This window comes from Poseidonocella sp. HB161398, from assembly GCF_005870025.1.
GTDB lineage: Bacteria > Pseudomonadota > Alphaproteobacteria > Rhodobacterales > Rhodobacteraceae > Mangrovicoccus.
Genome location: NZ_VATA01000036.1, coordinates 1 through 12,629, shown reverse-complemented (window position 1 = coordinate 12,629; position 12,629 = coordinate 1). Strand labels below are relative to the sequence as shown.

Annotated in this window: 9 protein-coding genes and 1 pseudogene; 5 read left to right on the top strand and 5 right to left on the bottom strand. The window is 66.9% G+C overall.

Features of this window, described 5'->3' with window-relative positions; genetic code table 11:
• Positions 1 to 4 precede the first annotated feature (4 nt).
• The 4 genes from FGX59_RS23260 to FGX59_RS23245 all read left to right on the top strand — a co-directional run bounded on the left by FGX59_RS23260 (position 5) and on the right by FGX59_RS23245 (position 5,409).
• The gene (locus FGX59_RS23260; RefSeq protein ID WP_138469522.1) at positions 5 to 1,027 is read left to right on the top strand and encodes a Gfo/Idh/MocA family protein; all 1,023 of its coding nucleotides are present in this window, start codon (positions 5 to 7) and stop codon (positions 1,025 to 1,027) included.
• 111 nt (positions 1,028 to 1,138) lie between these two features.
• Positions 1,139 to 2,155, top strand: a complete 1,017-nt coding sequence (locus FGX59_RS23255; protein ID WP_240722666.1) for a glycosyl hydrolase family 8 — start codon at positions 1,139 to 1,141, stop codon at positions 2,153 to 2,155.
• Between the two features lie 106 nt (positions 2,156 to 2,261).
• The gene (locus FGX59_RS23250) at positions 2,262 to 3,425 is read left to right on the top strand and encodes an HlyD family secretion protein (protein ID WP_138469521.1); all 1,164 of its coding nucleotides are present in this window, start codon (positions 2,262 to 2,264) and stop codon (positions 3,423 to 3,425) included.
• Between the two features lies 1 nt (position 3,426).
• Positions 3,427 to 5,409 carry a glycosyltransferase gene (locus FGX59_RS23245; RefSeq protein WP_138469520.1) on the top strand — a complete coding sequence of 661 codons (1,983 nt, stop codon included), beginning with the start codon at positions 3,427 to 3,429 and terminating at the stop codon, positions 5,407 to 5,409.
• On the opposite strand, the gene FGX59_RS23240 is transcribed toward FGX59_RS23245, so the two are convergent.
• Complete coding sequence (locus tag FGX59_RS23240; protein WP_138469519.1) at positions 5,393 to 6,478, bottom strand: cache domain-containing protein; 1,086 nt, start codon at positions 6,476 to 6,478, stop codon at positions 5,393 to 5,395. The two genes, FGX59_RS23245 and FGX59_RS23240, sit on opposite strands and share 17 nt — an antisense overlap.
• A gap of 43 nt (positions 6,479 to 6,521) precedes the next feature.
• The gene (locus FGX59_RS23235; RefSeq protein WP_138469518.1) at positions 6,522 to 7,121 is read right to left on the bottom strand and encodes a hypothetical protein; all 600 of its coding nucleotides are present in this window, start codon (positions 7,119 to 7,121) and stop codon (positions 6,522 to 6,524) included.
• A 733-nt stretch (positions 7,122 to 7,854) separates the two neighbouring features.
• Between FGX59_RS23235 and FGX59_RS23230 the strand changes: the two genes are divergently transcribed.
• Positions 7,855 to 8,094, top strand: a complete 240-nt coding sequence (locus FGX59_RS23230; protein WP_138469517.1) for a hypothetical protein — start codon at positions 7,855 to 7,857, stop codon at positions 8,092 to 8,094.
• Positions 8,095 to 8,589: 495 nt separating this feature from the next.
• On the opposite strand, the gene FGX59_RS23225 is transcribed toward FGX59_RS23230, so the two are convergent.
• The 3 genes and pseudogenes from FGX59_RS23225 to FGX59_RS23215 all read right to left on the bottom strand — a co-directional run.
• Positions 8,590 to 8,868, bottom strand: a complete 279-nt coding sequence (locus tag FGX59_RS23225; protein ID WP_138469516.1) for a hypothetical protein — start codon at positions 8,866 to 8,868, stop codon at positions 8,590 to 8,592.
• A 456-nt stretch (positions 8,869 to 9,324) separates the two neighbouring features.
• Positions 9,325 to 11,430, bottom strand: a complete 2,106-nt coding sequence (locus FGX59_RS23220; RefSeq protein ID WP_370296202.1) for a hypothetical protein — start codon at positions 11,428 to 11,430, stop codon at positions 9,325 to 9,327.
• 1,019 nt (positions 11,431 to 12,449) lie between these two features.
• Positions 12,450 to 12,629, bottom strand: a pseudogene (locus FGX59_RS23215) (IS5/IS1182 family transposase); the annotation flags it as partial.

The window sequence follows — 12,629 nt, the reverse complement described above, 5'->3', positions numbered from 1 at the left end:
ATCCATGAAATTCGGCGTTGTAGGATACGGCACCGGCGGGCAGCATTTCCATGCGCCCTTCATCGCCGCGGCACGCGGCTGCGAGCTGGGGGGCGTGGTCGCCCGCGCCCCGGCGACCGTCGCCAAAGTCCGGGCGGACCTGCCGGGCACGCCCGTCTTTGCCAGCCTGGGCGAGATGCTGGCCGCGGGCGTCGACGTGGTGACGATCACCACCCCGCCCGAGACCCGCCGCGACCTGGTGCTGGAGGCGATAGCGGCCGGGGTGAATGTCATCGCCGACAAGCCCTTCGCCCCCAGCGCGGCGGCGGCGCGCGATCTGGCGCAGGCGGCCCGCGACAAGGGGGTGACGCTCGGCGTCTACCACAACCGCCGCTGGGACGCCGACATCCGGACGCTGAAGAAGGTGGTCGAGGACGGCGGGATCGGCACGCCCTGGCGGCTGCATTCGCGGATGGATTTCGACGATCCCGCGACGCTGGAGCCGGGGCCGACCGGCGGGCTCCTGCGCGATCTGGGCAGCCATGTCGTCGACCAGGCGCTCTATGTGCTCGGGCCGGTGCTGTCGGTCGATGCCCAGCTCGACTGCCACGACCTGCCTGCCGGGCGCACCGATGTCGGCTTCTGCCTGACGCTGCGCCACGAGAGCGGCGCGCATTCGCATCTCTCGGCCAGCAAGCTGAACTTCCTCAACCAGCGCGAGCTGCGGATCTACGGCTCGGGCGGCAGCTACGTTGCGAACGGCACCGATGTCCAGGCGCAGGCGATCTTCGCGGGCAAGCGCCCGGCCGACGACCTGGAGGGCTGGGGCTATGACGCCGAAGAGCACTGGGGCACGCTGCGCAATGCCGCCGGCACGCGCCAGGTGCCCTCCGAGCAGGGCGCCTATTTCCGCTACTACGAGGCCTTCGCCGAGGCGATCCGCAGCGGCACGCCGCCGCCGGTCACGGCCGAGGAGGGAATCGCGGTCCTTGCCGTGCTCGATGCTGCGCGCGAAAGCGCCGAAACCGGGCGCACCGTGACCCTCTGACCGCCGCGGAAATGGCCCGGCGCGATGCCGCCGGGCCCTGCGCGGCCGCGTCCCGGAGGGAGGGCAACGGACCCTCTTGCCATTATCCGGGTATGACGCATCTTAACTTTCATGAACCGCAGATTCCTCCTCTCCGGACTGGCAATGGCCGCGGCGATGCCGCGGCTCGGGCGCGCTGATGCCGAACGCGACGCCTGGCCGATCTGGCGCGAGAGGTTCGTCGCCCCCGATGGCCGGGTCGTCGATACCGGACAGCACGGGATCAGCCATTCCGAAGGGCAGGGCTACGGGCTGATCCTCGCGCAGGCCTTCGGCGACCGCGAGACCTTCGACCGGATCGAGAGCTGGACCCGCGCCCATATCGCCAACCGCCAGGACGCGCTGATGTCCTGGAAATGGGATCCCGCCCAGGCGGAGAACATCCCCGACTGGCACAACGCCACCGATGGCGACCTGTTCCGCGCCTGGGCGCATCTGCGCGCCTCGCTCGACTCCGGCTGGTCCACCGATCCGTCGGTGGCGGCGGAGATCGCCCGCGATATCGTCCGGCTCTGCCTGGCGCCCGATCCGCGCGTGCCCGGGCAGCCGCTTCTGATGCCGGGGGCGGAGGCGGTGCACCAGCCGGGGCGGGTGCTGGTCAATCCCTCCTACTACCTGCTCAGGGCGATGCGGCAGCTCGGGGCCGCCTACGAGGCGCCGGAGCTCGGCCATGCCGCCGACCATGGCGAGGCGCTGCTCTCCGAGCTGGCCGGGACGGGCTTCGTGCCCGACTGGGTGGCGGTGACTGCGGAGGGGTTCGACAAGCCCGAGGACCACGATTTCCGCTCCTCCTACGACGCGCTGCGCATCCCGCTCTATCTCGTCTGGTCGGGGCGCGGCGACCATCCGGCGGTGGGGACGATCCTGCGCATGCTGATGACCGCGACGCTGCCCGGCCATTTCGCCGTCTCGACGGATGCCGAGGGCCAGGTGCTGGGCCAGAGCAACGAGGCGGGCTTCCACGCCATTGCCGCGCTGGCCGCCGGGGTGGTGCCGCAGCTCTCGGCGGACAGTATCGCAACGCAACCGTACTATCCTGCAACACTGCAGATGCTCGCCTATGTCGCTGCGCGGGAAGGTCGCGCGTGACACCCTGCTTTGCCGTATGGAGACAATTGGAATCACCTGCCGGGAGGCAGGGCCAGCACGATTGTTCCGCGCCTCTGCCGGCGTGCCAAAGTACCGAGGAAATTGAATGAAATACGCCCGTCCCCTGATCGGATTGATCATTGTTCTCGTGGCGCTCTGGATCATTGTCGGAGAGCAGATGTCCGGCGCCAGCGCCGACGCCGTGGTCAACGCGCCTGTCGTCACGGTCCGCGCCGACGTGGCGGGCACGCTGGAGCAGCCGGAGCGCGATTTCGGCGCCCGGGTCGCCCGGGGCGAGATCGTCGCCTCGGTCACGGACGAGCTGGTGGACACCATCCGCCTGAACGATCTGCTGATGGAGCAGGAATACGCCGCGGCCGCGACCGCCCGCACCGAGGCCGACCTGGAGGCGACCAAGGCGCTGCGCGAGGCGCTGCTCGACCGCTCGGAGACCTTCCACCGCGAGCGGCTGGACGAGATCCGCACCCGGCTCGACCATGCCCGCGTGCGCCTGGCGATCCTCGAGGGCGGCGACTTTCCCGACGACCTGGACCAGCGGCTGATCGACGGGCTCGACGACCTGCAGAACCGCCTGCCGGGCGAGCCCCTGGTCGATGCGCTGGTGCTCGACCATGCCCGCGAGCGGGTCGACGTGCTGCAGATCGCGCTGCGCGCCGCCGAGGCGGGCGTGTTCCTGGGCGACGGCTACAACGACTCCCCCAATGCCGAGCAGCGCGCGACCGAGCTGGCATCGGTGATCTCGGGATTCGAGACCGCGCTTGCGGAGAACAAGGCGCGCGAGGCGGCCATCGCGCGGCGCATCGACCGCGAGCGCGTCCGCACCAACACGCTGACCGGCGGCGACATCGCCGCGCCGGTGAACGGGCTCTACTGGGAGACCCTGCAGGCCGATGGCGTCACCGTGCAGCGCGGCGACCCGATCCTGCGGCTGGTGGATTGCGACCGCACCATGGTCACGCTCTCGGTGACGGAGCGCATCTATAACGGGCTGCGCATCGGCGAGAAGGCCACCTTCCGCCTCGAGGGCCAGTCCGAGGTCTTCGACGGCACCATCGCGCGGCTGGCCGGCAGCGGCGCGGCGACGGTCTACGAGCATCTCGCCGTGGCCCCGAGCCAGCGCCATCTGGAGCGCTACGACGTCGCGCTGCTGGTGCCGGGCCTGGCCGCCGATCCGGAGGTCGGCTGCCTGATCGGCCAGACCGGCCGCGCCTTCTTCGACCGGCGCCCGCTCGACTGGCTGCGCGGCTGAGATGCTGCCCTTTCCGCATCTCGGCGATCTGGGCTCCAGCACGCTGCATCTCGTGCTGGTGGGCGGGGTGGCGCTGCTGCTCCCGTCCATCGTCGACCCGACCAACAACCGCCACCGCACGGCGCTCTTCTCGATCGCCTTCCTCCTCGCCCTGCGCTACGCGTGGTGGCGGGGCACGCAGACGCTGGCGCCCGCGGGGCTGACCGTCGATTTCGCCGCCTCCGTCCTGCTCTACGCGCTGGAGATGCTGGCGCTGGCGGGCTCGCTCAGCGCCTTCGTGATCATGTCGCGGATCAAGCTGCGCAGCCAGGAGGCCGACGAGAATGCCGGCTGGTGGGACGGGCCCGAGCCGCGGGTGGCGATCCTGATCGCCACCTATAACGAGGACAAGGACGTCCTCGAGCGCACCATCGTCGGCTCCAAGGCGCTGCGCCACCAGAACAAGGAAGTCGTGATCCTCGACGACAGCCGGCGCGACTGGCTGCGGGATTTCTGCGCCCAGCAGGAGGTGCGCTACATGCGCCGCCCCGACAACAAGGGCGCCAAGGCCGGCAATATCAACCACGCGCTGGCGCGGCTCGCCGAGGATCCCGAGCCCCCGGCCTTCGTCGCCGTGCTGGATGCGGATTTCGTGCCGCACCGGGGCTTCATCTCGCGCACGCTGGCGCTGTTCCACGACCCCAAGGTCGGGCTGGTGCAGACGCCGCAGCACTTCTTCAACCCCGACCCGATCCAGCACAATTTCGGTCTCAGCCGCTCCTATCCGGACGAGCAGCGCTTCTTCTTCGACCACATGCAGCCCTCGCGCGACGGCTGGGGGATCGCCTTCTGCTGCGGCACCTCCTCGATGTGCCGGATGGCGGCGCTGGAGGATATCGGCGGGCTGCCGACCGAGAGCGTGACCGAGGATTTCATGCTGACGCTGGTCCTGCAGAACCACGGCTGGGAGACCGCCTACCTGGCGGAGCCGCTGACCGAGGGGCTGGCGCCGGAGGGGCTGAAGGAATACGTCACCCAGCGGGCGCGCTGGTGCCTGGGGCTGATGCAGATCGCGCGCTCCTCGATCGGGCCCTTCGCGAAGAGCAACCTGCGCTTCCGCGACCGCTGGAGCATGGTCGACTCGGTCTTCTACTGGACGACGACCTTTCCGTTCCGCATCGCCTCGATCTTGTTTCCGCTGCTCTACTGGTACTTCAACATCACCGTGGTGGATGCGCGGCTGCCGGACGTGGTCAGCTATTTCGGCTGCTATTTCCTGTGGATCCTGGTGATCCTCAACCTGCTGAGCAGCGGCATGGTGGTGCCGATCCTCAACGATGTCAGCCAGCTCATCGGCGCGGTGCCGATCAGCCGCGCCGCCTTCACCGGGCTGTTCAAGCCGCATGGCCACCCGTTCTCGGTGACCGCCAAGGGCGGCGACCGGTCGAAGGTGGTGGTGCAGTGGCGGCTGATGATGCCCTTCCTGATCGCCTTCGCGGTGACCTTCGTCGGCGTCTGCCTCGGCATCTTCTCGGATCTCTTCGCCTATAACGACGCGGGCGACGGCAAATGGGTGATCCTGTTCTGGTCGGTCTACAACCTGATCGTCCTGGCGGTCACGGCGCTGGCCTGCATCGAGCTGCCGCGCTCCGAGATCCATGTCGCCGACAAGCCCGAGCGCGTGACCTTCCATGTCGACGGCATGGAATGGTACCTGTGGATCACGTCGCTGACGATGGACACGGTGCGGCTGCGCGGCGTCACCTTCCCCAGCGAGACCCGCGGCACGCTGGAGATCGAGGGGGTGCCAGGCGAGGTGGAGGCCTATGTCATCGCCACCACCTCGGACGGGGCGCGCCTGCAGCTCTTGCCGGATGACGCGCAGCGCGAGGCCTTCTTCGTGCGCTTCTACGCCGAAGGCAGCGCGCCGGGCGTCGCGAATGTCCGCGGCCCGGCGCTGCTGCACGATCTGGTCGAGCGCTTCTCGGTCACGTCGCGGTCCTAGAGGCCCTGGCAGTCCGGCGCGCCTGCAGCCGGGCCAGCGCGCCGGAGAGCTGCGCCACCTCGCGGCTGGAGCCGTTCTCCGGCGGGTAGATATCCGCGCCCGAGGCCAGCGTGTCGGCATTCGCCGAGAGCACCGAGACCGGGTAGATGAAGATCCGCACGAAGAGCACCGACAGCACCGCCAGCGCGGCCAGCGCCACCGCGACGGCCAGCGCGGCCGAGCCGAGGAGCGTGTGCAGCCCCGGGCGGAAGGTCGTCGCGTCGATCCGCCCGGCAAGCCGCCAGCCGAAGCTCGGCAGATCGGCATAGGCGACATTCGGCACCAGCGTGGTGAAGTACTGCCGGCCGTCGGGCCAGGTCTCGCGCCCGGCCGTCTCGGTGCCCGCGCGCGCTGCGGATAGCAGCCGCAGTTCGCCCGTCCCCGGCGCGCCGCCGCCCGAGGACATCACCACCGTGCCGTCATTGCTGATCAGGTAGAGATCGATCCCCAGCATCCCGCCGGTCTCCGCCAGCATCTGTTCGGCCCAGGCCGCGTCGATATGCATGGCGACCACGCCGATCACGTCCCCGGCCGGGGTGCGCACTGGCAGGGCGAGGTCGATGAAGCGCAGCGGATCGCCGCCTTCGGGCCGAAGCTTCTGCGCCAGCAGCACCGCCTCGTGCAGGTCGCCCGCGAAGCCCGAGCGCAGACCGTTGCGGAACCAGGGCCGCTGGCTGACATCGGCGCCGGCCAGCAGCCCGTCCGAGGCCGCGATCACCTTGCCGTCCACCCCGGCGAAGCCGATCCAGGAGATCCGCGTGCCGTCGCCGCGCATGCCGTCCATCAGCGCGCCGATCCCGTCAAGATCGGCCTGCCCGGCGGCCTGGGCCAGGTAGCCCAGATCGACCCAGTCGCCATGCAGCTCGCGGGCGAAAATCTCGCCCGCCGCGCTGGTCCGGGTCCGGACCGCGGCATCGAGCGCCTCGTCGATCGCCGCGTCGGAGCGCGACCAGAAGACCGCCGTGGCGGCCGCGGCCATGACGAGGACCGAGGCGAGGACAAAGCCGTAGGTCGCCCCTGCAAGCGTCACGCGCCCCGTCCTGGAGGTGCTGTCAGACATGGAACCGACCCTTTCAGAAGGTATTGATCGCAAAGCCGATATAGGCCGTCTCGTCGGTGAACTTGTAGCCCGCGCGCAGATAGACCGGGCTGTCGCCGAGCCGCTTGGTCAGGCCGGCGGTGACGGAGTCGTACTTGTCGCTGCCCCCGGCGGTGATCTCGGCGGCCAGCCCGGTCTGGCCGAAGCCGGTCTGCAGAAGCGTGAAGTAGTTGTTGTCGATCGTGCTGTACTCGCCAAGCAGGAAGACATGGCCGAAGGGGGCGGGGGACCAGCGCTCGAGGATGATCTTGCCGCCGAGCTTCAGGTCATCGTCGCCGGAATCGCCGAAGGTCTTGCCGAAGCTCGGGCCGATCTTGGCGGTGGCGATGCCGGCCAGCGGGAAGGACCAGGTGACGGCCCCGCTTGCGGCGCTGCCGCCCTCGTATTCCGAATAGGTCGCTCCGGCGCTGAGCCTGCCGCGGGTCACCGAGACCACCGAGTCGCGGGCCTCGTCGGCGAAATCGAGCTGGAAGAATTCGCCATCGGCGCGGGCGGTGCCTGCCGGAAGGGCCGCGAGGCCCGCGAGGGCGAGGACGGCCGCTTTCGGCAAGGTCCGCGAAACAGGAGCAATCATGACTATCCCTTTCTGGGGGCCCGGAAGCTGGCGCCGGGCGCTGCCAAACGCAGGTTACATGTTAAATTCTAGGGTATTTCCAGCCGCCGTCCAGCCGGCTCCGCATGGCAGAACCACTCGGCGGCGCGGGGTGCGCATCGGGCCCGGCAAGCGTCCCGCAGGGCCCGCCGGCGGGGCTGTCATGGGCTGGTCCGGCCCTGCGCGCCTGCCACGGCCGCCCGGGCCGGGGCGGCGTCTCTCTCCCCGGGAAAGGGACCCCGCACGAGCAGGCAGCCCGGCTGCCGTTTCGCTGCGGGGCTCAAGGATCAGGCCGCTGCCCGCCCTTCGGCGCCGGGCGCCATGAAGGCCAGCACGGCGCGAGGCCCGGCGTTTCGCCGTCACGGCTGATGGGCCGATGGCTGGAGCTGCTGCGGGTCCGGCGGCGATGATCCGGAGGCATCAGGCGGGGCCGCGGAACTGGCGGAGCTGCGCCGGGAGACTCGCCGCTCGAAGGACACGGCGGAGGACATGCGGCAGGGGGAGCAGGCGGGTCCGAGAAATAGCCCGCCGACGCCTCTTGGCGCAGTGGACAGCGAGAATGAAAGCAAGGCGCGAGGCCATTTCCGTCCTGGCCTTTCAACGTGCTGCGAGGCCGCCGCAGGGTACCGGAACGGGTGCCGGGCTGCAGCGCCGGACGGGGACTGACCTGGGATGGCGACAGGAGGAACACGATCCGGCAGAGTGCGGAGCGACCGTGGCGCTCGAAACCGTCAGCAAGGAACTGGCGACGGCCAAGCTGTTGAAGAAGTGCGATATCCACTCCGCCATGATCCGTGGCTGGATGGGCCGCGCGACCGGGAACATCGCACGGGCCTTTGGCGCCCGAGCGGCATCCGAGCCCCCCATATCGGCCGCCGCGATCGAAAGCGCGCCCGCCGGAGCCACGGGTTCGAGCGCAACGGGCGAATGCACGCCAGAAATGGCCAGCTGGTGATCGAGCGGGAGGCTCCGCAGCGCTTGCGCGGCCGCGCAGGGCCACGGTCACTGCTCCGATGTCAGAGGCGTCCAGTCTCATCCCCGGCGCTGGAGTCAGAACGCGGTGAGGAAAGAACATCCCCCTCCCGGCGTCCGGGCGGCAGCGCAGCCTGCTGTCGCTCGCCCGCGCGAGCCTATGCGACCGGCGCGGCGAAAGCGCCGACAACCTCGCCTTCATTAAGACAATCGGCCACCGGTTTCCGGACAGGCTCTGGTCCGGGTCCCGGCATGGCCCGGCACATGCCGCGCGAAGGGCGCGAATGCGGGCATCACCGCCTGCGCCGGCTGATGGGGCCAATGACTCTGGGGACATCTGCCCGGCGCCCGGGACGAGCAGGACGTGTCCGGGGCACGAGCTGCATCGCGCGCCATCATGCGCGAACCCGCGGAGCAGGCAGCTCGCCTTCTGAAGGACGGGCCCGTAGCCCAGCGAAACTGGGCTTGTCCGCCGATATCACCGGCACCCCATGCGTCGCGGTTTTCTATAGTCCGCGGCCATCATGGACTGGCTCTGCGGGAAGCTGCCAAGCTGGCAGATGCCGAACTCGACGGACGCGGCGGTCTGCGCCGGGACCCTGAAGCAAGCGCTCGCGGTCGAGGGCGCGCCGGAGATCGTCGGCGCGGCTTCGGGATGCTTTCTGCGGAAATGCCCTGCGAGCAGCCGATCAAGGGGCTCAATTACCATCACGGACGTCACCGGCGTGCTCCACGGCGCGAAAGTGAAGATCTCCATGGACGGGCACGGATGCTGGATCGATAGCCGGATGAACGAGAGGCGATGGCCGGTCTCGGGGCTTTCCGGCAAAGCCCTGGGGTGCAGTGGCTTGCTGACAAGCGAGTGCGTCCTCCTGAACGCTTTCGGAGCCGACGGCCCGCAACGGGCCCGGCGCATGGATCGGCGACTGCAGCGAGAAGCGCCCGCAGACCGTCCATTGGCTGGCGGCGCCGGGCCGGTCCATGGTGGCGGCATGCCGGACCTGAAAATCGCCGCCGGAAATGCCGCCGGTCCTGCCGCTTGGCTTGGCGGCATGCAGATCGGAAATCCAGCGCCATCTCTCCCGGCCCGATACCGGTTGGTCCTGCGTTCTTTGGCTGGCCAGAGAGCATCGCCCAATGAATGTTCGGCATGAAAAAGAACCGGGCCCGATGGGCCCGGTCCGCGAAAGTCTAGAGTCCGTCGGCCCGCGGATCAGGCCAGGAAGGCCCAGGCATCTTCGGGGGCGGCGTCGGAGATCACCACGTTCGAAATGGTGCCGTCGAACTCGTGGGTGAAGCCCGCCTGGCCGGAGACGCTGGCCCAGCCATTGGCGCCCACCTGGAGATACTCGCCATTGTCCGTCCAGTCGTAGTCGAAGGCCGACTGCCCGACCAGCTCGCCGTCGAGCCAGAGCGACACCTCGCCATCGCCGAAGCTCGCGACGACGTCGTAGTCGGTATCCGCCTTGATGCCGTCCACCGTGAAGGTCCGGTTCTGGTCGTCCTCCTGGAAGCGGACATAGAGCGTGCCGTTCTTGATGTAGCTCGTGAAATGGCTGTCATTGACGACCGTGCCCTTGGCGTCCTTGGAGACCAGCCCCTGGGTGTCCTGGACCGTGTCGGCGTTGAAGCTGAAGGCGATCGTGGCCGCCTCGACATTCAGCGCGCTGTCGGGGGCGTATTCCAGGACATCGCCGGCCGAGCCGGAGAACTCGGTGTCGTCCTCGAGCGCGAAGAGGATCACGTCCGTGCCGATATCGGGTTCGCTGCCCGTGTCCGTCCCCGTGTCCGTCCCCGTCCCGGGATCGGTCACGGCGCCGGCATCGCCGGAGAGATCCGTGATCAGGACGTCCGAGATGCTGCCGTCGAAGGAATGAATGAAGCCCGCCTCTCCCGAGCCGCTGGCCCAGCCATTGGCACCGACCTGGAGATACTCGCCGTTCACCGTCCAGTCATAGTCGAATGCCGACTGCCCAACCAACTCGCCATCGAGCCAGAAAGCTACCTCGCCATCGCCGAAGCTCGCCGTCACGTCGTAGTCTGTACCGGCCTTTATGCCATCCACCCCGAAGTTCCGGGCCTGGTCGTCGAGCTGGAAGCGGACATGGAGCGTACCGTCCTTGATGTAGCTCGTGAAATGGCCGTCATTGGTGTCCGTGCCCTTGGCGTCCTTGGAGACGAGCCCTTGTCTATCCTGCACCGTATCGGCATTGAAGCTGAAGGAGATTGCCGCTGCGGAGACCTTCAGCGCCGCGTCCGGGGTGTATTCCAGCACGTCCGCATCCGAGCCGGAGAATTCCATGTCGCCCGAAAGCGAGAACAGGGCATCGCCGGAAACGGCGTCGGGCTCGCGGACGGCGCCAGTGTCGGAGCCGGTATCCGTGCCGCTGCCGGTATCCGTCCCGGTGTCCGTGCCCGTATCCGTCCCGGTGCCGGTGTCCGTGCCCGTGTCGGTTCCCGCATCCGTTCCGGTATCCGGCTCCTCCACGACGCTGCCATTGTTGTCCGGCGTCGTGGTGGTCTGGTCGTCCGAACCGAGTTCCACCGGACCGGCCGAGCCGCCCCAGAGCGCTTCGGGATCGGAGGTCGTCGAGCTACCGGTGGTGGTGCCGGTGCCGCCGACATTGTAGGAGGACCAGCCCGAGGGCGCTTCGGCATTCAGGAGCCGCCGGTCGGAGACATTGCCCAGATAGGTCATGTCCTCCCAGGTGATGTCGTAGCCGTCCTTGATCAGGAAGGCGCGGACCTCGTCGCCAGTGGTGCTTTCGATGGTGGAGTTCGTCACGACGATGTCGTGCGGCATGTAGGTATCGGCATTCGAGGCTGTCAGCACGCCGACCCGGTCGAGCATCGTGACGACGACGGCATTGGCCTCGTCGATCACGTGGATATTGTCGATGCGGACGCCGCTGACGGCGCGCTCCGTCGTCACGTCGGCCGCCTTCTCCATGACGATCTTCAGGTCGATCCCGTTGGCGTAGAACACGGAATCCGCGATATAGCCGTCCTTGAACCCGCCCGCCGTATCGACGCCGTCGCGATTGGCGTCGTCGAAGAAGCTGCCGGTGATCGAGATGCGATGCGGGCCGACGCCGTCGTTTGCCTCGGTCTTGATGCCGTCGGCGAGCGAATGGCGGAACAGGCTGCCGGTGACGACCGCGTCATCCGTGCTGCCGAGAAGCCGGACCTGGTACTTGCCGCCTTCGAAATAGCTGTCTTCGATTGTCAGATCGTCGCTGTCATGGGCGTCGATGAACATCTCGACATTGCCGGTGAAGGACGTGTTGCTGAAGGTGACATTGTCGTCCCCCTTGAGCATGAAGAAGATCTTGGGATCGAAATGTTCCCCTGGCTGGGGCTTCGTCCCGAGATAGCCGGTATCAGGTGCCGATGACGCCTGGAAAGTCACATTGGAAACCGTAACCCCGTCTGCCGCAAGAAAAAGTGGAGATGAGTCCGATGCCGTTGTTTTGACATCGAATCCGGCACCTTTCTCGGCAGTTAACGTAAAGTTAGAAGGCAGTTGCAAATTGGATCCGGAGATCTTGTACATGTCTTCGAGAACTAAGGTATCTCCCGATTTGAATGTACTCGACAACATGTTTGCCATTTTGCTCGATACGTCTTCGCCGGATTTCCAGCCCAGCTCCGAAGAATACCAGACAGTCATAGATAGTTCCCTTTTTGTCCGCACCAGATGCAGCGCTTTTTTCTAAGCACCACATTTTACTATGTTTTTTGCGCCGGCCTGCGCAATCACCAGTCAGAAGCGTTCCCGTTTCCTTCCGGTTGATCCGGATTTCTTTCCGGGCCGGGAAAACTTCTGAAGCAGGGTTATTAAATGAGGATTAAAAATTTGAAATCCCGTATGTCGGCGCGCCGTGGTTCTCGGCGGCTTTATGCCGATCTCGAAAACCAATTTCGTGGCTGGGAACTCAATATCAACAGGAGGTCGGTTCGAGAAAATCCGACATCCTGCTGGCGTTGCTGAAAATTTTATCCGCTGAAATGGTTTCACCTTGGACCGTAGCCCGGATTGCGGGAGTGCCGCATCGTTCTGCCAAGTATGAACACCCTGACCCTGCCAGATTTGGGGCGGTGTTGGGGATGCGACAGAATTGTCGCTGCAAGCCGTTCGAAATAACGAGCAGTGTTAAATAAAAGAGGGCCGGCTCGCCGATGAGTCTCTGGTTTTCGAACTGGATTCGGGGAAATATAGTACGAAATACAAAACGATATTCGCCTCTGATCGCTCCCTTTCAATGGGAGTGTCAGCGGGATGGCGCTGTTGGACAAATCAGCTGATGATCGCAGTTCCCCTTTCCCCGGATACACTTGTCCCAGGACCACGGTGACCGGGATGCCTAGGGTCGCAAAGCGATTCATGGCCGCCGCACGGATCTGGACCTCGGCAACCTGGCGGTTGAAGTCGCGGGACATCAGCCTCTGTCCGAGCAGCTTCACGCAGTTCATTTTGGTCTCCACCCTGCTTCGTCGGTGGTAGCCGCTCCAGTTCCG

What these genes read in the sequence shown, in the direction of transcription:
- FGX59_RS23235 (WP_138469518.1), bottom strand. Translation starts at nt 7,121, where the DNA reads ATGATTGCTCCTGTTTCGCGGACCTTGCCGAAAGCGGCCGTCCTCGCC.
- FGX59_RS23250 (WP_138469521.1), top strand. Translation starts at nt 2,262, where the DNA reads ATGAAATACGCCCGTCCCCTGATCGGATTGATCATTGTTCTCGTGGCG.
- FGX59_RS23225 (WP_138469516.1), bottom strand. Translation starts at nt 8,868, where the DNA reads ATGGAGATCTTCACTTTCGCGCCGTGGAGCACGCCGGTGACGTCCGTG.
- FGX59_RS23220 (WP_370296202.1), bottom strand. Translation starts at nt 11,430, where the DNA reads ATGCTCAAGGGGGACGACAATGTCACCTTCAGCAACACGTCCTTCACC.
- FGX59_RS23245 (WP_138469520.1), top strand. Translation starts at nt 3,427, where the DNA reads ATGCTGCCCTTTCCGCATCTCGGCGATCTGGGCTCCAGCACGCTGCAT.
- FGX59_RS23260 (WP_138469522.1), top strand. Translation starts at nt 5, where the DNA reads ATGAAATTCGGCGTTGTAGGATACGGCACCGGCGGGCAGCATTTCCAT.
- FGX59_RS23255 (WP_240722666.1), top strand. Translation starts at nt 1,139, where the DNA reads ATGAACCGCAGATTCCTCCTCTCCGGACTGGCAATGGCCGCGGCGATG.